Genomic DNA, 19172 nt, shown 5'->3' with positions numbered 1-19172 from the left:
ACAACCGGGTTTTCGCGGCAGGGTGTTGCGGGCAAGCCACAGGGGGCTACGGAAGAGGGGGAAACGTGATCGTCTGGATCAACGGTGCGTTCAGCGCGGGCAAGACGAGCGCTGCGCGCGAACTGGTCGATCTGATCCCGAACAGCACGTTCTACGACCCCGAGCTGATCGGCGCGGGGCTGAGGTATCTGCTGCCCCAGAAGAGACTTGCCGAAGTGACGGACTTCCAGGACCTGCCGATCTGGCGGCGTCTGGTGGTGGACACCGCCGCGGCCCTGCTGGCCGAGGTGTCCGGGGTGCTGGTGGTACCGATGACACTGCTGCGACAGGAGTATCGCGACGAGATCTTCGGTGGGCTGGCCTCGCGGCGCATCCCGGTGCGTCATGTTCTGCTCTCACCTGAGGAAACGATCCTGCGCAAACGGATCGCCGGCCGGGTGGAGTTCGCCGACGACCCGGAGCACAGCGAACGGATCCGGCAGTGGGCCTACGAGCACATCGAGCCGTACCGGGCGGCGCTCGGCTGGCTCACCCGGGACGCCCACACCATCGACACCAGCGCGCTCACTCCGCACGAGACGGCCGAGCGGATAGCCGAGGCGGTCCGCACCGGAGCGGCCACCGCGTGCGAGATCGTGCAGACGCCCGAGCCGACCGCAGAAACCGTTGCGGCCGGTGTACTGCTCTTCGACGAACGCGATCGGGTGCTGCTCGTCGACCCGACGTACAAGCCCGGCTGGGAGTTCCCGGGCGGAATAGTCGAGGCCGGCGAGGCACCCGCACAGGCCGGGATCCGTGAAGTGGCCGAGGAGATAGGCATTCACCTCGACCGGGTGCCCAAACTCCTCGTCATCGACTGGGAGGAGCCGAAACCACCCGGCTACGGAGGGCTGCGGATGCTCTTCGACGGCGGCCTGCTGCCCGGGGCGGACGCCGAACGACTGCTGCTGCCCGGCTCCGAACTGCGCGGCTGGCGATTCGTCACCGAGGAGGAGGCGGCCACCATGCTGCCCCCCACCCGGTACGAACGGTTGCGCTGGGCGCTGCGCGCCCGGGAGCAGTCAACCGTGCTCAACCTGGAGGCCGGAGTCCCGGTCGGCTGAGGCACGCAGCGTCGTGGCGGCGTCGACAGTGAGCGGATCGCCGTGCCCGAAGCAGACCGTGGCCGGTTCCAGTGCGGCCAGCCGTCGGAACGAGGCCACGGCCTGCGCCCGGTCGACGTTGAAGACGCCCAGCATCACCTGACCGACCCCGGCCACGCAGTCGCCGGTGAACAGCACTCCGTGTTGCGGCAGATGGATACCGATGGAGCCGGGGGTGTGGCCCGGTGCGTGGACCACACGGGCCCCCGATCCGAAGCGGATCTCGTCGCCGTCGGCCAGCTCGCGGTCGACACGGGTCGGCGGGGCCGGTGGCACGGTCAGCGCATGCTCGTACAACGGGCGTTCCCAGTCCAGCAGGGCGGGGTCGGCAATCTCCTCCTCGCCACGGATCACCGGGGCGTCCAGCCGATGGGCCAGGATCTCGGCGCCGTGCCGGTCGGCGAGCACCTGGGCGGAACCGTAGTGGTCGCGATGCCCATGAGTGACGACGATCCGGCTGATGCCGTCGGGGTCCAGGCCGAGGCCGCGCACCGCGGCCTCGATCGCGGGCGCCGCATCGATGTCGCCCGCGTCGATCAGAGTCAGGTCCGCGCCGTCGCGCCACAGATACGCCTGGCCGATGGGGAAGCGGAACATGTGCAGTTGGGGAAGTACCTCGACGAGATCCATGCGGCGAACGTATGCGGACGTACCCGCCCGCCGCCCGGATCTACGCTCTGGGCGAGCTTCGCTCAGCGCGTAGTGCGGCTGCACAGACGGCCCGGAACCCGCGGGGCCGGGCGTGAACCGGAGTCAGCGCCAAGGGATGTTCCGCCACGGGCTGCCCTCGTTCTCCGTCAGGAGACGGTGAGCGGCGATGTTCTGCTCGTAGAACGTGCCGTACTGCTCATCGTCGAAACGCAGCACCCTGCCCAGCGCGTACGCCGCGAAGAAGCTCTCCCGCGAGTCATAGGCCGACTTGCTGAGCGCCCCCGCGTGCACGATCGCCTGCTCGGCCTCGTGCGTCGGCCTCGTGTGGATGGCAGAACCGGGCCGACAGCCCCCAGCGGGCGACCATCACATGGAGCCGGCAGCGCGAGAGCGCGTCGAGGACCGCTTCCGTGCTTCCGCTCGCCCCGGACTCCTGCAGCAGCCGTTCGGCCTCCGTCGTCGGCGCCCAGCCGATCCCTGTCCCCGTTGTCACGGGCCGATCCTATGAAGCCGGGCCCGGACCGACCCGTGGCGGGTGGTCCGGACCCGGTCCGCCGCAGACGGAGCGGCGGACCGGTCGGCCCTGCGAACAAGAGATCCGCAGGAACGCGGCGGGATCAGTGACGCAGAGTCAGGCCCGCTTGGACTCCGCGTAGTTCCGCAGGAACAGGGCCTCGGCGAGCGAAAGCCGCTCCAGCTCCTCGGGTGACACGCTCTCGTTCACCGCGTGGATCTGTGCCTCCGGCTCGCTCAGGCCGATCAGGAGGATCTCGGCCTGCGGGTAGAGGGCGGCGAGGGTGTTGCAGAGCGGGATCGAGCCGCCCATCCCGGACGTCTGCATCTTCTCGCCGGGGTACGCGGCCTCCATCGCCTGAGCCATGGACGTGTACGCCGGGCTGGAGGTGTCCGCGCGGAACGGCTGGCCCTGGCCGACCTGTTCAACCGACACCCTGGCACCCCACGGGGCGTGCGCCTTGAAGTGAGCGGTCAGCAACTCGGTCGCCTTCGCGGCGTCCTGGCCCGGTGGCACCCGCAGGCTGACCTGCGCCCGCGCGCTCGCCTGCAGCGACGGTGTCGCGCCGACCACCGGCGGGCAGTCGATACCGATGACGGTGACGGCGGGCCGCGCCCAGATCCGGTCGGCGACCGTACCTGTGCCGATCAGTCCGACGCCGTCGAGGACTTTCGCGTCCTTGCGGAACTCGGCCTCCGCGTACTGCAGTCCGTCCCATTCGGCGTCCGTGGCGAGCCCGTCGACGGTCGTGGTGCCGTCCTCGGCGCGCAGCGACGACAGCAGCTGGATCATCGCTGCCAGCGCATCCGGGGCGGCGCCGCCGAACTGTCCGGAATGCAGGTTTCCTTCGAGGGTGTCGAGTGTGACCCGCAGCATCGTCATGCCGCGCAGCGTCGCGGTCACCGTCGGCAGACCGACCCGGAAGTTGCCGGTGTCGCCGATGACGATCGTGTCGGCGGTCAGCAGTTCGGGGTGCGCCTCGGCGTACCGCTCCAGGCCGCCGGTGCCCTGCTCCTCGGAACCCTCGGCGATCACCTTGACGGAGACCGGGACGCCGCCGTTCGCCTTGAGGGCGCGCAGGGCGAGGAGATGCATGATGAAGCCACCCTTGCAGTCGGCCGCGCCGCGGCCGAACCAACGGCCGTCGCGCTCCGTCAGCTCGAACGGCGGGGAGAGCCAGGCGGACTGGTCGAGCGGCGGCTGCACGTCGTAGTGCGCGTAGAGCAGTACGGTCGGGGCGTCGGCCGGGCCGGGCAGGAAGCCGTACACCGACTGGGTGCCGTCGGGGGTGTCGAGCAGGGCGACATCCTGGAAGTCCTCGGCGCGCAGCGCGTCGGCGACCCAGTTGGCAGCCGCCTCGCACTCGCTCTTCGGGAACTGCGCGGGATCCGCCACCGACTGGAAGGCCACGAGCTCGGTCAGCTCCGTCTTGGCACGGGGCATCAGCGAGGCAATGGTCTCGGAGATCGGATGGGCGGTCATGGGCACGCTCCTCGTGGGTGCGACGTTATGTATACGAATCCGGGCACATGCACGCCGAGTGTGCGGCGTTGCATGTAGGACGAACGCACGGTCGATCCTCCCACAGCGGGGGCCGGGCCGGGCGCGCCGTAGGATGCCGTGAGCAGCATGGGCCACTGGTGGGATCGGGAGCAGAAGCACATCGTGAGCAGCGAGAACGCAGACGCCGTACATGAGCACGAAGAGTCGACCGTGTGGGACGTCGTCGTAGTCGGTGGCGGACCGGCCGGAGCCTCCGCGGCATATGCGGCGGCGGTCGCCGGCCGACGGGTACTGCTCCTCGAGAAGGCGGAACTGCCCCGCTACAAGACGTGTGGCGGCGGGATCATCGGGTTTTCGCGTGATTCGCTGCCGCCCGGATTCGAACTGCCGTTGCGGGACCGGATTCACGCGGTCACGTTCTCGCTCAATGGCAGGCTGGCGCGGACCCGCCGCTCCAAGCGGATGCTCTTCGGGCTCATCAACCGCCCCGAGTTCGACGCGGGGCTGGTCGAGGAGGCGCAGAAGGCGGGCGCCGAGCTCCGTACCGGAGCGACCGTGACGAGGGTCGAGCAGCACGGCGCCGCGGTGCCGGACCGGCGCACGGTCGCCGTGGTGCTGTCCGGCGGCGAGACGGTCCTGGCCCGCGCGGTCGTCGGTGCGGATGGCAGCGCTGGGCGGATAGGAGCCCATGTCGGGGTGAAACTCGACCAGGTGGATCTCGGCCTGGAGGCCGAGATCCCGGTTCCGCAGACGGTCGCGGAGGACTGGGCGGGGCGGGTGCTGATCGACTGGGGCCCCATGCCCGGCAGTTACGGCTGGGTGTTCCCCAAGGGCGACACCCTCACTGTCGGCGTGATCTCGGCGCGGGGTGACGGGGCGGGGACCAAGCGGTATCTGGAGGACTTCATCGCCCGGCTCGGTCTTGCCGGCTTCGAACCGAAGATCTCCTCCGGGCACCTGACGCGCTGCCGCAGCGACGACTCGCCGCTGTCGCGTGGGCGGGTGCTGGTGTGTGGCGATGCGGCGGGGCTGCTGGAGCCGTGGACCCGCGAAGGCATCTCCTTCGCGCTGCGGTCGGGGCGGCTCGCCGGTGAGTGGGCGGTTCGGATCGCGGAGTCGCACGATGCCGTGGACGCCCGACGCCAGGCGCTCAACTACGCCTTCGCCATCAAGGCCGGCCTGGGGGTCGAGATGGGTGTCGGACGGCGCATGCTGAAGCTGTTCGAGCGCCGGCCGGGGGTGCTGCACGCGGTGCTGACGGGATTCCGCCCGGCCTGGAACGCGTTCGCCGGGGTCACCCGGGGTACGACTTCGCTGGCGGAGCTGGTCCGTACGCATCCGCTCGCGCAGCGGGCCCTGTCGGCGATGGATCGTTGACACCTGACATCTGACGCCGAGGGCGGGCCGGGCCGCACGGTCAGCCCTCCTCGGTGATCCGGAACACGGGGTGGTCGGGGCAGGCGGCCAGGAGTTCTGCGTCCGTGGACTTTGCGGTGATGCCCTGGAAGTACTGGTTGACCTCCCAGCCCCACCGCTCCAGATAGGCGCGGACGATCAGTACCTTCTGCTCGTCGTCCGCGATCTCCACGGCCGTGAAGGTACGGATCTTCCGGCCCACCCGCAGCTCGCCCCCACCGGCGACCCGCATGTTGCGCACCCACTGGGAGTGGCCCCGCGCGGAGACCAGATACCGCGTGCCCTCGTAGGTGTGAGGGTTCACCGGGATGCGCTGCATCTGCCCGCTCTTGCGGCCGCGCACCGACATCTCGGCCGAGCCGAGAAGGCTGACGCCGTGCCGGGCGAGCCAGCCGATGATGCTGTTCATCCGGACGTTGAACGCGTTGCCCTGAAGGTAGTACGGCTGAGACATAGTGACTTCCCCACTGTTTTGAGAGCAGTGCTCTCGCTTGAGATCAGTGTGCATGGAAGTGGCACTCGAAAGCAAGAGCAGTGCTCTCATTGCTGGTCGGTGCTCTTTAGTCGTGGCAGACTGAACACCATGAGCGCTATCCGAGGAGCCAGGGAACGGGCCCGTATCGAGGTCACCGCCGCCATCAAGGAAGAGGCGAGGAAACAGCTCGCGGCCGAAGGCGCAGCAAAGCTCTCGCTGCGCGCCGTGGCACGGGATCTCGGAATGGCGTCCTCCGCGCTCTACCGCTACTTCCCCAGCCGGGACGAACTGCTCACGGCCCTGATCGTCGATGCGTACGACTCCGTGGGCGAGAGTGCCGAGGCCGCCCACCGGGCCGCCCGTGCCGACGCCGCCCCCCACGTCACCCGCTGGACCGCCGTCGCCCAGGCCGTACGCGACTGGGCCCTCGCCCACCCCCATGAATACGCTCTGATCTACGGCTCGCCCGTGCCCGGTTACAGCGCACCGCAGACGACGATCGGTCCCGCCTCCCGCGTCGGTCTCGTACTGATCGCCGTCGTCGGCGAGGCTTACCGCACGGACGGTCTTGCCCTGCCGCCGCTCGCCGACGAGCTGCGCGCCGAGTCCGAGCGGATGGTCGCCGAGTTCGCCCCCGACCTTCCTTTGGAGGCCGTCGCCCCACTGATCGCCGCCTGGTCGCAGCTGTTCGGGCTGATCTCCTTCGAGATCTTCGGCCAGTTCAACCGGGTGGTGGAGGCCCGGGAGGTCTTCTTCCGGGAAGCCGTCACCGAACTGGCCCGCACGCTCGGCCTGCTCGCCCCCCGAAGCAGCCGGAGAGGATGAGGCACGTCCCCGCCGACCCCGTCCGACGTACTCCACAGGGAGTAGAGGTGATCACCACGCCCGGCTGACGCCTCCGCCGCGGCTCGCGGTCTAGCGTGGCCGACATGAAAGAGCAACGCTCACACTGGGCGCACGGCGAGCCGCCGCGCTGGCTGACGGGGGCGCCGGGGCACTACGCCTCCCGGCTGCCCTGGCCGTCGACGATTCTGCTCAGTGCCGTCGTCATGGTCGGTTCGACCATCGCGGCCCGGGGGCAGATGGACGAGCGGGCGCCGCTGGACATCTTTGCGCGACTGCTGCTCTTCCTGGCCGTCGCCGTACTTCTGCTGCGCCACCGCCACCCCGTGGTGGCCGTCTTCGGCAGTTCGGCCGCGGCGATGATCTACCTGGCGGCCGGCTATCCGTACGGACCGGTCTTCCTTGCCGTTGCCGTGGGCTGCTTCAGCGCCGTTGTCTCCGGGCACCGGCGGGCCGCTTGGACGGCCGTCGGGATGGTGTGGCTGGGGCACGTCCTGGTGGCTCACTGGCTCTACCGGTGGCTGCCGCCCTCCGACGACCACCCCGCCGCCTGGGGGCAGGAACTGGGCGTTGCCGCTTGGGTGGTGGCCATCATCGCCGCCGCCGAGTTCGTACGCGTGCGCCGTGAGCAGTGGGCGGATCAGCGCGCGGAGCGGGAGGCCGCGGAGCAGCGCCGGGCCGACGAGGAGCGGCTGCGGATGGCGCGCGAGCTCCATGACGTCCTGGCCCACAGCATCTCCGTCATCAACGTCCAGTCGAGTGTCGGTCTCGCGTTGCTGGACTCCGACCCCGAGCAGGCCCGTAATGCGCTCACCACCATCAAGGCCGCCAGCAAGGAGGCGCTGGGCGAGGTCCGCCAGGTCCTCGACACCCTGCGTACCCCTGGAGACGCCCCCAGGGCCCCGGCTCCCGGACTCGACAGGCTCCCCGAGCTCGTCGAACAGGCGGCGGGCGCCGGGCTGACCGTCACCGTCGAGACCGATGGTGTACCCGGCGCGGTCCCGCCCGGCGCGGATCTCGCCGCCTTCCGGATCGTGCAGGAGGCGCTGACGAATGTGGTCCGGCACTCCGGATCGCGCACCGCGCAGGTCCGTATCGGTTACGAGCCCGGCCACATCCGGCTCCGTATCGATGACGAAGGACCGGCCACCGGGAATGACGCAGGCGGCAGCGGCAACGGGCTGGCAGGAATGCGGGAACGGGCCGCCGCACTGGGTGGCACGATCGAGGCCGGGCCCCGGGCCGACGGCGGCTTCCGGGTGCGGGCCGAGCTTCCGCTGCCGTCCGATGCGCCCGGCGCGGCAGCGCACAAGGAGGAGACAAGGTGATCCGCGTACTGCTCGCCGACGACCAGTTGCTGGTACGGGCCGGTTTCCGGGCTCTGCTGGACGCTCAGCCCGACATCGAGGTGGCGGGGGAGGCCGCCGACGGCGAGGAGGCCGTACGCATGGTTCGTGAACTGCGGCCGGACACCGTGCTGATGGACATCCGGATGCCGCATCTCGATGGCCTGGCCGCGACCCGTGCCATCACCGGGGACCCCGAACTGAGGGATGTCAAGGTGGTCATGCTCACCACCTTCGAGCTCGACGAGTACGTCTTCGAGGCGATCCGCTCCGGTGCCTCCGGCTTCCTCGTCAAGGACACCGAACCGGAGGAACTGCTGCGGGCGGTACGTGCGGTGGTGGGCGGCGACGCACTGCTCTCACCGGGGGTCACCCGCCGGCTGATCGCCGAGTTCGCGGCCCGGTCCAAGGAGCCCGCGGCGGCAACGGGGCTGAGCAAACTCACCGAACGGGAAAGGGAGGTGATGGCACTCGTCGGCATAGGGCTCTCCAATGAGGAGATCGCCCGCCGGCTGGTCGTCAGCCCGCTCACCGCCAAGACCCACGTCAGCCGCACCATGGTGAAGCTCGGCGCCCGCGACCGGGCCCAACTCGTCGTGCTCGCCTACGAGTCGGGGCTCGTACGCCCCGGCTGGCTCGGCTGAACCGGCTACGACGGAGGGTGCGCGTTCGCCCCGCCGACCTGGATCGAGGTGTTCAGCAGATCCGAAACCATGCCCTGCTCGTCGTCGTCCACGCCTGGATGTTGAGCGAGGGGAAGGTCAGTGCGCACGCCGCGCCGAGCAGCAGCATGGACGGCAGGATCAGGACGACCTCGTGTGCCGCGGGATGTGCAGCGAGGACCGGCGAGGTGTCCGGGTCGAGCTGACGGCGAAGGGCCGGGCACGTCACGCCGAGGTGAAGCCGTTGCAGTGGTCGGTGCTCGCCCGCATGCTGAACGAACCGAGGCACTGAGCGCCCCGTCGTGCGATGTCCCGCCCCGGCCTGCTGTCAGGACCAGGTGACTCCGGAGTTCTCGCACCAGAGCCGGGCCGGCTCCGGGTCGCCCGTCAGCGTGATCGCCGTGAGCGGCAGCCGGTTCCAGAGCGTCAGATAGAGCCGCTCGGCCGTCGCGCTCAACTCGCAGTCCGCAGAGCCCTCTTCGGGTGCCGCTTCATCCCGCACGGCCTGCGGCGGTTCCGGCGAGAGCCGCACGGTCCAGGCGACGTCCGTATCCGTGGCCCGTACCCGCAGGGAACGCGGCACTTGTGTACGCACTTTGCTCTTCGGGCGGGCGTGGAACCCGCGCAGCAGCTCGTCGATTCCGTCCACCGCGTGATCGGCCGCCAACGGCGACAGCCGCCCACCGCGTGCCGACTCCGCGTCCACCCGGTGAATCGTGGTCTCGTGCGCCTGCCGCCGGGCCCAGAAGGCCAGCGGCGACGGCGCGGGCAGGAAGGTCCAGCACTCCAGTCCGGCCGGCGCGGCCGCCAATGCGTCGACCAGGAGGCCGTGGCCCTCGCGGAACCAGTCGAGCAGCTCGGGCCCGTCCAGATCCGGTTCCCCGCCGTCCGGGTGGTACGACGTGTGGCCCTCCACGACGAACGCGGTCGCCCAGCGGTGCACCATCCCGGTGTGCCGGAGAAGATCGCGTACCTGCCAGCCCGGGCAGGTCGGCACCGTGGTTCCCGTTCCCGCCTCCTGTGCCGCGGTCGCCAGCAGCTGTCCCTCGACGGTCAGGGACCTGATGTGGTCCGTGATCTCCATGGCTCGATTGTGCCAGCGGTTCAGGCTCCCTGGGAGTGGGCGGTGCGAGTACGGCTGCCGCCGCGCATCAGCCGTACGAACCAGCCGAGGGCGAGCGACTGCAGCAGTACGGACACGACCAGGGCGAGGTAGACGAACCAGGCGGGTCCGGCCCCCTCCGCGCCCCACAGCGCGCTTCCGATGAAAAAGACGAACACGGTGGGCGCCGCGAGGAGGAACAGCCAGACTCCGGCGAACGAGGCGTCCTCGTGGGCGACGAACAGGGTGTCCACGGTGACGAACACCGCGGCCGCCAGGACGAGGCCGAGGTAGATCAGCGAGGCGGCATTGCCGAAGGTCAGGCGCGCGAGCGCGCGGACGTGCTGCTTGTCGATGACCGGCTTGTTCATGGCCCGCTCCCCATGGATGGATGACGCTTCCATCGTGTCTCCGGGGAGCTGTTCCTGGCTGAGTACGGCTACTCAATCGCTCATGTGTGCGCCGCGTTGCGTGCTCCGTACCCCAGTGCCGCGGCCGCGGTGGCCAGCAGTGCCACCGTGGTGAGGGCCGCCGGGAGCGAGAACCAGTCGGCCAGGAAGCCGATCGCGGGCGGTCCGAGCAGCATCCCGCCGTAGCCGAGCGTCGACGCGGCGGCCACTCCACCGGGCCCGGCCAGCTCACCGGCCCGGCCGACCGCGACGGGGAAGATATTGGCCAGACCGAGACCGGTGACGGCGAAACCGAGGAGCGCCAGCCAGGTGGTCGGGGCGAGCGAGCCCAGCAGCATCCCGGCGGCGGCCGTCGCACCGCCCGCGATCAGGGTCCGGGTCTGGCCGAGCCGTTCGAGCAGTGCCGTGCCGCTGAGCCGGCCGGCCGTCATGGCCAGTGCGAACAGGGAGTATCCGGCGGCGGCGATGCCCGGGTGGGCGTGCAGGTCCTGTTCCAGATGGAGGGCGCCCCAGTCGGCCATCGCGCCTTCGCCGTACGCGGTGCAGAGCGCGATCACGCCGAACAGGAGCACCATGCGGCGGGTCCGCCCGTCCGGTCGCCGCGGCTTCTCGGCGTCGTCGGCCGTGGATGCGGGCTTGGGCGCCGGTTGCCGCAGCAGCACCGGTCCCGCCGCCGCGGTGACCAGGAGCCCGATCCCGGTGAGGGCGAAGAGATGTGTGGCGGGGGAGAGGCCGCCCGCGACCAGTCCGCCGAGCCCGGCACCGACCATTCCGCCGAGGCTGAACGCGGCGTGGAAGCCGGGCATCACGGGACGCCGCAGGGCGGCGACCAGGTCGACCGCCGCGCTGTTCATCGCCACGTTCATCCCGCCGTACGCGGCGCCGAAGACCAGCAGCACCAGGCCGAGTGCGAGCGCCGAATGCGTCTGCGCGGGCAGGGCGATACTGAGGGGGAGCAGAACGCCGCAGACCACGGTCACCGGATGGCTGCCGAAGCGCCGGCACAGCCGGCCCGTGAGCATCATGGTCACCACGGCCCCGGCGGATACGCCGAGCAGAGCGAGGCCCAGGGTGGAGGCCGAGGCGCCGGTCTGGTGCTTGATGGCCGGGATGCGGACCACCCAGCCGGCGAAGAGGAAGCCGTCGAGGGCGAAGAACACGGTCAGCGCGGTACGGAGGCGGGTCAACGAAGGTGAGGCGGTGTGGCCGCCCGGTCCCCCCGGTAGAGCCGTCCGCAGTTTGTTTAGTTGCGGCACAAACTCAGCATAGGGGCGTCCGGCCAACGGGCGCAACATGGCCGCCCGCCGCGGCCGCAAGGGGCACAAGTGCGCCACCGGGGCGTCGGCGGCACCCCCGGATCATGGGAGACTCGCCCCCATGAACGGCAAGGTGACCACCACCCGGACAAAGTTGGAGAGGGGCCGCAGCGCGCTCGGACCCGCGCTGGAACTGGTCCACACCGGACGCGCGCCCACCCGTGCGGTCCTCACCTCCGAGCTCGGGGTCACCCGGGCGACGGCCGGTGCGGTCGCCGCGGAACTGGAGGCACTCGGCCTGATCCGGGTCGACTCCCGGCCGGGCTCCGCCGCCGGCTCGCAGGGCCGCCCCTCGCACCGGCTGGCCATCCGGGAATCCGGGCCCGTCGCCATCGCCGCGCAGGTGCACGCCGACGGGTTCCGGGCCGCGATCGTCGGGCTCGGCGGACGGCTCGTCGCCACCGCCCCCGGCTGTGTCACCGTCACGGCGGACCCGGCGCAGGTCATCGGCGAAGTGGTCGACGACTGTGCCCGGTTGCTGCGGGACAGCGGACTGCGCTGTGTCGGTGCGGGCCTCGCGGTGCCGTCCGCGGTCGCCGAACCGGAGGGCACCGCGCTCAACCCGCTGCACATCGCCTGGCCGGCGGGCGCCCCGGTGCGAGAGATCTTCGCCACCTGTGTGCGGGAGGCGGGCATCCCCGGACCCGCGTTCACCGGGAACGACGTCAACCTCGCCGCGCTCGCCGAACATCGGCACGGCGCCGGGCGCGGTGCCCAGCATCTGCTCTGTGTGGCCACCGGCCACCGGGGCGTGGGCGGTGCCCTGGTCCTCGACGGCCGTCTGCACACCGGGAGTTCGGGACTCGCGCTGGAAGTCGGCCATCTCACGGTGAACCCCGAGGGCCGCCCGTGCCACTGCGGCGGCCGCGGCTGCCTCGACGTCGAGACCGACCCGCTGGCCTTTCTCGTCGCCGCCCGTCGCGAACCCGGTCCGGAGGAGTCGCTGCTCAAGCAGGCCAGCGATCTGCTGCGTACGGAGTACGAGGACGCGGCGGTACGGGGCGCGGCCGAGGAGCTGATCGACCGGCTCGGCCTCGGGCTCGCCGGGCTGGTCAACATCCTCAACCCCGACCGCATCATCCTCGGCGGACTGCACCGCGCACTGCTCGACGCGGATCCGGATCGGCTGCGTGCGGTGGTGGCCGACCGCAGCCTGTGGGGGCGCAGCGGCAGTGTGCCCATCCTGCCGTGCACGCTCGACCACAACAGCCTGGTGGGGGCGGCAGAACTGGCCTGGCAGCCGGTGCTGGACGATCCGCTGGCCGCGCTTGCGTGACGGGGGCCTCGGGCGGCCGTACTGTCCTCAACCGTCGGACAGGCCCGAAGACGTCCTCCACGCGAACGCCCGTGCCGCGTTGCCCACCAGGATTCCGTCCAACGCCTGCCTCCCCAGGGCTTGTTCGAGGCGAGGGCGCAACCTCCGCAGCAGATACGGCATACCCGGGGTCTCGGGCACCGTCGTGTCGCCGCCCAGCAGCAGCTGCCCGCCGAAGCCGTCGTCGGTGAGGGCGGTCAGTTGCTCGGGCAGCCGCCAGTCCGTCGCATGATTGGCCCGCGACGGACCGTCGAACGCGAGAAACGCGCCCGCCCGGGCCGCCTCACGCTGTACGACCCCGTCCGGTGAACGGCCGGGATGGCCGAGGATGACGCGCTGCGGCGCGACCTCCAACTCTCCGCAGAGCAGGTCCAGTACGTCGAGAGCCGCCGTGCCCAGCTCCAGGTGGACGGCGATCGGCGCACCGGTGCGATGGTGAGCCTGTGCTGCCGCCGTCATCGTGAACCGGGCATGGGCGTCGATGCCGTGAAAGGCGCCGGCGACCTTGATCAGACCCGCGCGAACGCCCGTGGAGCCGATGCCCTCGGTCAGTTCCGAGACGAAAAGTTCGGCGAGGCGGTCCCGTATGCGGCCGAGCAAATCCGCCGGGTAGTGCGCCGCTTGATGCAGCCCGGTCGCCGCCACCACATGCGCGCCCGTCGAACGGGCCAGCGTCGCCAGGGCCTCGGGGTCACGCCCCATCCCGTACGGCGTCCACTGCACCACTGCTCGGCCGCCCAGTTCGCGGAAGGCGCGCAGTCGGTCGGCCGCCCGCTCTGCGTCGTTCAGTTCCTGGCCCGGGAGAAGGGGGCTGCGCAGGAAGAGGTGGTCATGCGCGTCGCAGACGCCCAACTCCGTGGCGGGGATGTCGCCGAGGACCGTGCGGACGGTCGCTATCACTGCCGTCCCTCCCCGAGCCGGTCCCGCTCCGGAGCGCTCAGGTGCAGCACCTCGTACCGTTCACCGGGCGCCTCGGGGGCTTCCTGTTCCCAGAGCGTGAAGTGGAGCAGTTCCCAGTGGCGGGGGTCGATCGCCAGTGCCGTGGCGACCGCTCCGGGTGTCCTCGCCAGCCTCCGGCTCTCCTCACGAGCGGCCTCGACCGCTTCCGCGGGTGCGACGGAGGCAGCGACGGCTGCCCGACGGCGGGTGGCCGTGCGGGGGAGTGCGGCCGACGCGGGCCCTTCCTCGTACGCCAGTCCGGTCCAGTGCTGTACCTCGGGGCGCCCGAAGTCCTGGACGATGCCCTGGAATCCGGGGCCCCAGAGGAAAGAGTTCATGCCCTTCGGCGTCGCCCACAGATAGCAGGGCGCGTACTGGTTCACCTGCGAGTACTCGCCCCGTTCGCGGATCAGGTACGCCTTGATGCCGAGGCCCGGAAAAGAGTCCAGGAGGTGGCCCTTCGTCGCGACGCGTTTTCGGATGATCCCCATGTCGTAGTCGGCGGGAAGGGTGATCTCGTACTGCATGGCATGCATCGGGTGCTCCTCAGACCGGGTACTCGGCGACGTCGACCCGCTCGTGCCAGTCGGTGGTGGTGCCGTCCTCGGCCGCCTCGACGACGGCGAGATGTGTCATGAATGTGCGCGGTGCGGCGCCGTGCCAGTGCCATTCGTCGGGCTCGATCCAGACGGTGTCGCCCGCCCGGATCGCCTCCACCGGACCGCCGCGGCGCTGCACGAGGCCCGCGCCCTCGGTGACATGGAGGACTTGACCGTGCGGGTGCCGGTGCCAGGAGGTGTGGCCGCCGGGGGCGAAGTGGACGCTGAACATCCGCAGTCTGGAGGGAGCCCGGGGTGCCGCGATCTCGTCGAGCCAGACGGTGCCGTTGAAATGCTCGGCCGGCCCGGCGGAGGTGTCGGGACGGTGCCTCGTGATGTGCATGTGCGTTGTGCTCCTCGAGTGTCAGGCGGCGATGTCACCGGGGGCGAGCAGCGAGAGCAGTCCACGCGCGCCCGCTTCGAAGGCGTCCGTCGAACCGGAGGCGCGGGCCAGCACATAGCCGCCCTGCACCGTCGCGACGATCGTCGCCGCCACGTCCTCGGGAATCAGGGGACGGGTGAACTCGCCCTGGTCCAGGCCTTCCTGGAGGATCTCGGCGAGCCTGCCGCGCAGCCAGCCGATCGTCTCGTCGACCGGTGCACGCAACTCGTCACTGGCGATGACATCCGGATCCATCGTCAGCCGGCCCACCGGGCAGCCGCGCAGCACATCGCGCTCGCGCAGGAGATATGCCGAGATCCGCTCGTACGCCGTTCCCGGGCCGTCGAACAACTGCCCGGCCGTCTCGCGCATCTGCGAGGCCGTGCGACGGATGGCCGTGAGCGCCAGATCGGGTTTGCCCGCGAAGTGGTGGTACATGCTGCCCTGGCCCGCGCCCGCCTGCTGCTGGATGGCCTTGGGGCTGGTGCCCACGTAGCCGCGCTCCCACAGGAGCTCCTGGGTGGCTTCGATCAGACGGTCCGGAGTGCTCATGACTCGATTGTACATACTAGTAGGTACAGAATCCCGTGATCTCGACCCGCCGACGGAAGCAGCCGCAGATCCGCCACGTACTCCCGAGGGGGTACACGCACGGCCGCTGGCCGTACGACGACTCGGACCCCCTCCCGGGGCCAGGCTCGGAATCGTCAGGAAAACCTGAACGTGAACCCTGAACCGAGGGAGTTGACCGAGATGAACACCCTGGCGTACAGCGGTGGACCCGGACCCTGGATCCTCCTCTTCCCGCTCTTCTGGGCGGCCGTCGTGATCGGCGGCGTCACCCTGCTGCGCCGTACCGTCCGGCGTGGCCGACGAGGCCCCTGGCAGGCCCGTACCACCCCGGAAGCACCTGCCGAAGCGTCACCGATCACCCTGCTCGGCCGCCGCTTCGCGGCCGGAGAGGTCGACGAGGACGAGTACTGGCGCCGGCTCTCCGTCCTCGACGAACAGTTCGGCCGCGGCAGCAAGGGAGGAGTGGCATGACCACCACCGTCCCCACCCCCACCCCCACGTCCACCTCTGCCGCCTCCGCTGCCCGGGTCGTCGACGCCGTGAAGCTCTACGGCGCCGGCGACACCCGGGTCAGGGCCCTCGACGGGGTGAGCGTCGACTTCCCGGCCGGCCGCTTCACCGCGATCATGGGGCCCTCAGGCTCCGGCAAATCCACCCTGATGCACTGCGCGGCAGGGCTCGACACCCTCACTTCCGGCTCCGCGTTCATCGGCGACACCGACATCAGCGCCCTCGACGACCGCAGGCTCACCCTGCTGCGCCGGCGGCGCATCGGCTTCGTCTTCCAGTCCTTCAACCTCCTGCCGACGCTCACCGTCGCCGAGAACATCACCCTCCCTCTGGATCTCGCGGGGGAGCGACCCGACCCGGAGTGGCTCGACGCACTCGTCGACACCGTCGGACTGCGCGACCGGCTGCACCACCGGCCCGGCGAACTGTCCGGCGGACAGCAGCAGCGGGTGGCGGTGGCGCGAGCCTTCGCGGGCAGTCCCGATGTCGTCTTCGCCGACGAACCGACCGGCAACCTCGACTCCCGTGCCGGCCAGGAGGTGCTCCGGCTGCTCGGCCGAACCGTCCGGCAGACCGCCCGCACGGTCGTCATGGTCACCCATGACCCGGTCGCCGCCGCCCACGCCGACGAGGTCGTCTTCCTCGCCGACGGCAGGCTCGTCGACCGGATGCCCGATCCCACGGCGGAGCGGGTGCTCGACCGCTTCAAGTCCTTCGCCCCCCACCCGTCACGCAGGCGGTGACGACATGACCAGCACCCGGGCCTCCGTACGCCTGAGCATCTCCTCGCTCCGCGCCCACAAGCGCCGCTTCGCCGGTACGTTCGTCGCAGTCCTGCTCGGCGTCGCGTTCCTCACCGGGACGCTCGTCATGGGCGACACCCTCCGCGCGAGCTTCGACACCATGTTCGGCAACGCCACCGCCGGTACCGACGCAGTCGTGCGCAGCTCCAATGTGGTCACGGTCGCCGGTGAGTCCCAGGGCACCCGGCAGCCGGTGAGTACCGCACTCGTGAAGAGGATCGAGCAGACTTCCGGCGTCGCCGCGGCCGCCCCCGACATCCAGGGCGCCGGCCAGCTCATCGGCTCCGACGGCAAACCCATCGGCGGTCAGGGGCCGCCCACCCTCGCCGGCAACTGGATCGACGACCCGAAGCTCAATCCGTACCGGCTCGCCGCCGGACGCGCCCCGTCCGCGCCCGGTGAGGTCGTCATCAACCGCGGCACCGCCGACCGGGGCGGGCTCGGGATCGGCGACACGACCGTGCTGCGCACCCCCGACCCCGTGCACGTCACGATCGTCGGACTGGCCACCTTCGGCGGCCAGGACGGCATGGGTCAGGTCACCTACACCGCCATGACGCAGGCCGATGCCGAGAAGTACCTCACGCCGAAGCCCGGCGAGGCATCGACCATCCAGGTGCGCGCAGGCCCCGGCACCAGCCAGCAGGAACTCGTCGAAGCGCTGCGCCCTGTACTGCCCAAGGACGTCGAGGCCATCACCGGACAGGCATCGGCCGCCGAGAACCGGGACATGATCTCCGGTGCCTTCCTCAGCGTGTTCACCACGCTACTGCTGGTGTTCTCCGGGATCGTGCTGCTGGTCGCCACCTTCTCCATCCACAACACTTTCGCGATCGTCGTCGCTCAGCGGACCCGCGAGAGCGCCCTGTTGCGCGCCCTCGGCGCCTCCCGCAGGCAGGTCGTCGGCTCGACCCTCGTCGAGGCGGCCGCGGTCGGCGTGATCGCGTCCGCCGCCGGTCTGGCCGGTGGCGTCGGCATCGCCGCCGGACTGCAGGCGCTCTTCCCCGCCGTCGGATTCCCGTTCCCCGAGGGAGCGCTGGTGATCAACGCCGTTTCCCTGTTGCTGCCGCTCGCCGTCGGCGTCGTCGTCTGCCTCGGCTCCGCCCTCCTGCCCGCCGTCCGGGCCGGACGCACCGCTCCGCTCGCCGCCCTGCGCGCGAGCGCTGTCGACGACTCCGCGGCGTCCCGGGCACGTGCCCTCGCCGGGCTCGTGCTGCTGGTGGCCTCCCTCGGCACCATCCTGACCGGCGCCCTGGCCGGTGTGTCCGTCTGGCTGTCGGCCGCCGGTGCGGTGTCGGCACTCGCCGCGTTCGTGGTGCTCGGACCGGTCGCCTCCTCGTACGCCGTTCGGTTCCTCGGCGCCCCGCTCGACCGGCTGCGCGGTGTCACGGGCCGACTGGCCCGGCGCAACGCCCTGCGCAGCCCCCGGCGGACCGCGTCCACCGCGACCGCACTGATGATCGGCGTCGCCGTGGTCTCCCTCTTCACCGTCTTCGGCGCCTCCCTGAAGGCGACCATGAACCGGACGGTCGACCGCTCCTTCGCGGGCGATGTCGCCATCAGCGCTCCCGCCTTCGGGGCGGGCGGCAGCGGCCTCAGCCCGCGGCTGGCTCCGGCCGTCGACCGACTGCCGGAGGTCGCGACCGCCGTCGGCCTCGGCAAGGGGGTCGCGGAGGTCGACGGTGCGGGACGCGCCCTGACCGTCACCGACCCCGCCGCGCTCGGCAGGGTCTTCGACCTCGGCCGGGTCGACGGATCGCTGAAGGGGCTGGGCGCGAACGGGATCGCCGTGTCCGACACGGAGGCCGGCAAGCGCGGTCTGCACACCGGCTCCACCGCACGGCTCGCCTTCACCGACGGCACGCAGCAGAACTTCACGGTCCGTGCCGTCTACGGCCGGTCGGAACTGGCGGGCGACTACGTCATCACCCGCCTGGCCTGGTCCCCGCACCGTGCACAGGAATCCGACTCGCTGATCGCCGTCTCGTTCAAGCCCGGTGTCACCACCGCCGACGGCAAGGCGGCGGTCGCGAAGACCGCGGCGGCGTACGGCAACCCGGACGTACAGACCCGCAGCGAGTACGCGCGCTCCTCGGCCGGCGGCATCGACATGATGCTCACACTGGTCTACGCCCTGCTCGCACTCGCCGTACTGATCGCGCTGCTGGGCATCGCCAACACGCTGACCCTGGCGCTTCACGAACGCACCAGGGAACTGGGCCTGTTGCGGGCCGTCGGACAGACCAGGAGCCAGCTGCGGTCCATGGTCCGCTGGGAATCCGTACTGGTCGCAGCGTTCGGCACGGCGGGCGGCCTGTTGCTCGGCGGCGTCCTCGGCTGGGTGCTGGTCAAGGCGTCCGCGGGCACGGGAGACACCGCCTTCGCCTTCGCACTGCCGCCACTGCGGCTCCTGGTAATCGCCTTCGTGGGGATCACCGCCGGGGCGCTGGCGGGCTGGCGGCCCGCCCGTCGGGCGGCGCGGCTGGACGTGCTCCGCGCGATCGCCGCCGAATAGCGCGACAGCGGAAAGTGGGGGGGGGGGGGGGGGGGGGGGGGGGGGGGGGGGCCCCTCCGGGGGGGCCCCGCCCCCCCCGCGCTTCCCCCGCCCGTTACCCCCTTCCCTTCTCCCGTGCCCTTTCTCCCCCCCCTCCTCCCATGTCCCCCTCCTTCT

At 70.9% G+C, this 19172-nt stretch carries 20 protein-coding genes and 1 pseudogene; 9 read left to right on the top strand and 12 right to left on the bottom strand.

All coding sequences use genetic code 11. The features are described from left to right. Positions 1–65: 65 nt before the first annotated feature. Positions 66–1103 (top strand): NUDIX hydrolase, encoded by a 1038-nt coding sequence (locus tag ACZ7IB_RS38495; protein ID WP_470919143.1) that lies wholly within the window; start codon positions 66–68, stop codon positions 1101–1103. Here ACZ7IB_RS38495 and ACZ7IB_RS38490 read toward each other — a convergent pair. From ACZ7IB_RS38490 to ACZ7IB_RS38480, 3 genes and pseudogenes are all read right to left on the bottom strand, one after another. Further along, positions 1062–1772: an MBL fold metallo-hydrolase gene (locus tag ACZ7IB_RS38490; protein WP_470919142.1), complete on the bottom strand. Its 711-nt coding sequence runs from the start codon at positions 1770–1772 to the stop codon at positions 1062–1064. The two genes, ACZ7IB_RS38495 and ACZ7IB_RS38490, sit on opposite strands and share 42 nt — an antisense overlap. A gap of 123 nt (positions 1773–1895) precedes the next feature. Next, positions 1896–2163 (bottom strand): annotated as a pseudogene (locus ACZ7IB_RS38485) (DUF1266 domain-containing protein); the annotation flags it as partial. A gap of 261 nt (positions 2164–2424) precedes the next feature. Beyond that, positions 2425–3789 (bottom strand): M20/M25/M40 family metallo-hydrolase, encoded by a 1365-nt coding sequence (locus tag ACZ7IB_RS38480; RefSeq protein WP_470919141.1) that lies wholly within the window; start codon positions 3787–3789, stop codon positions 2425–2427. 183 nt (positions 3790–3972) lie between these two features. Here ACZ7IB_RS38480 and ACZ7IB_RS38475 point away from each other — a divergent pair, with 183 nt between their 5' ends. Then, positions 3973–5187, top strand: a complete 1215-nt coding sequence (locus ACZ7IB_RS38475; RefSeq protein WP_470919140.1) for a geranylgeranyl reductase family protein — start codon at positions 3973–3975, stop codon at positions 5185–5187. Positions 5188–5227: 40 nt separating this feature from the next. Here the strand turns inward: ACZ7IB_RS38475 and ACZ7IB_RS38470 are convergent, their stop codons facing one another. Next, positions 5228–5680, bottom strand: coding sequence for a nitroreductase/quinone reductase family protein (locus tag ACZ7IB_RS38470; protein WP_470919139.1), 453 nt, complete (start codon positions 5678–5680; stop codon positions 5228–5230). A 129-nt stretch (positions 5681–5809) separates the two neighbouring features. Here ACZ7IB_RS38470 and ACZ7IB_RS38465 point away from each other — a divergent pair, with 129 nt between their 5' ends. The 3 genes from ACZ7IB_RS38465 to ACZ7IB_RS38455 all read left to right on the top strand — a co-directional run bounded on the left by ACZ7IB_RS38465 (position 5810) and on the right by ACZ7IB_RS38455 (position 8534). Next, entirely contained in the window at positions 5810–6526 is a 717-nt protein-coding gene (locus ACZ7IB_RS38465; RefSeq protein ID WP_470919138.1) for a TetR/AcrR family transcriptional regulator, read from the top strand. Between the two features lie 104 nt (positions 6527–6630). Beyond that, complete coding sequence (locus tag ACZ7IB_RS38460; protein WP_470919137.1) at positions 6631–7872, top strand: sensor histidine kinase; 1242 nt, start codon at positions 6631–6633, stop codon at positions 7870–7872. Then, entirely contained in the window at positions 7869–8534 is a 666-nt protein-coding gene (locus ACZ7IB_RS38455) for a response regulator (RefSeq protein ID WP_470919136.1), read from the top strand. The genes ACZ7IB_RS38460 and ACZ7IB_RS38455 overlap by 4 nt, the downstream gene beginning before the upstream one ends. A 52-nt stretch (positions 8535–8586) precedes the next feature. Here the strand turns inward: ACZ7IB_RS38455 and ACZ7IB_RS38450 are convergent, their stop codons facing one another. The 4 genes from ACZ7IB_RS38450 to ACZ7IB_RS38435 form a co-directional block, all read right to left on the bottom strand. Further along, on the bottom strand, positions 8587–8841 hold the full coding sequence (locus ACZ7IB_RS38450; RefSeq protein ID WP_470919161.1) for a hypothetical protein: 255 nt from the start codon (positions 8839–8841) through the stop codon (positions 8587–8589). A gap of 39 nt (positions 8842–8880) precedes the next feature. Beyond that, entirely contained in the window at positions 8881–9636 is a 756-nt protein-coding gene (locus ACZ7IB_RS38445) for a maleylpyruvate isomerase family mycothiol-dependent enzyme (RefSeq protein WP_470919135.1), read from the bottom strand. A 20-nt stretch (positions 9637–9656) separates the two neighbouring features. Beyond that, positions 9657–10025, bottom strand: a complete 369-nt coding sequence (locus ACZ7IB_RS38440; RefSeq protein WP_470919133.1) for an SCO4225 family membrane protein — start codon at positions 10023–10025, stop codon at positions 9657–9659. Between the two features lie 80 nt (positions 10026–10105). Next, on the bottom strand, positions 10106–11320 hold the full coding sequence (locus ACZ7IB_RS38435; protein WP_470919131.1) for an MFS transporter: 1215 nt from the start codon (positions 11318–11320) through the stop codon (positions 10106–10108). Between the two features lie 121 nt (positions 11321–11441). Here ACZ7IB_RS38435 and ACZ7IB_RS38430 point away from each other — a divergent pair, with 121 nt between their 5' ends. Further along, positions 11442–12656 carry an ROK family protein gene (locus ACZ7IB_RS38430; protein WP_470919130.1) on the top strand — a complete coding sequence of 405 codons (1215 nt, stop codon included), beginning with the start codon at positions 11442–11444 and terminating at the stop codon, positions 12654–12656. Between the two features lie 27 nt (positions 12657–12683). Here ACZ7IB_RS38430 and ACZ7IB_RS38425 read toward each other — a convergent pair whose 3' ends face one another. The 4 genes from ACZ7IB_RS38425 to ACZ7IB_RS38410 are packed head-to-tail and all read right to left on the bottom strand — an operon-like array spanning position 12684 to position 15167. Then, positions 12684–13595 (bottom strand): phosphotriesterase family protein, encoded by a 912-nt coding sequence (locus tag ACZ7IB_RS38425; RefSeq protein ID WP_470919128.1) that lies wholly within the window; start codon positions 13593–13595, stop codon positions 12684–12686. Beyond that, positions 13592–14170 carry a DUF4865 family protein gene (locus ACZ7IB_RS38420; RefSeq protein WP_470919127.1) on the bottom strand — a complete coding sequence of 193 codons (579 nt, stop codon included), beginning with the start codon at positions 14168–14170 and terminating at the stop codon, positions 13592–13594. The genes ACZ7IB_RS38425 and ACZ7IB_RS38420 overlap by 4 nt, the downstream gene beginning before the upstream one ends. Positions 14171–14180: 10 nt before the next feature. Then, a complete protein-coding gene (locus ACZ7IB_RS38415; RefSeq protein WP_470919126.1) occupies positions 14181–14576 on the bottom strand; it encodes a (R)-mandelonitrile lyase in 396 nt (131 codons plus the stop codon). Positions 14577–14597: 21 nt separating this feature from the next. Continuing rightward, the gene (locus ACZ7IB_RS38410; RefSeq protein WP_470919124.1) at positions 14598–15167 is read right to left on the bottom strand and encodes a TetR/AcrR family transcriptional regulator; all 570 of its coding nucleotides are present in this window, start codon (positions 15165–15167) and stop codon (positions 14598–14600) included. Positions 15168–15368: 201 nt separating this feature from the next. Here ACZ7IB_RS38410 and ACZ7IB_RS38405 point away from each other — a divergent pair, with 201 nt between their 5' ends. The 3 genes from ACZ7IB_RS38405 to ACZ7IB_RS38395 are packed head-to-tail and all read left to right on the top strand — an operon-like array spanning position 15369 to position 19016. Further along, positions 15369–15659 carry an SHOCT domain-containing protein gene (locus ACZ7IB_RS38405; RefSeq protein ID WP_470919156.1) on the top strand — a complete coding sequence of 97 codons (291 nt, stop codon included), beginning with the start codon at positions 15369–15371 and terminating at the stop codon, positions 15657–15659. Continuing rightward, positions 15656–16441, top strand: a complete 786-nt coding sequence (locus tag ACZ7IB_RS38400) for an ABC transporter ATP-binding protein (protein ID WP_470919122.1) — start codon at positions 15656–15658, stop codon at positions 16439–16441. Before ACZ7IB_RS38405 ends, ACZ7IB_RS38400 begins: the two co-directional genes overlap by 4 nt. 4 nt (positions 16442–16445) lie before the next feature. Next, positions 16446–19016 (top strand): ABC transporter permease, encoded by a 2571-nt coding sequence (locus ACZ7IB_RS38395; RefSeq protein WP_470919120.1) that lies wholly within the window; start codon positions 16446–16448, stop codon positions 19014–19016. The last annotated feature ends 156 nt before the right edge of the window (positions 19017–19172 follow it).

The organism is Streptomyces sp. NPDC037301 (assembly GCF_055602785.1).
This window is presented reverse-complemented; position numbering and strand designations above follow the sequence as displayed.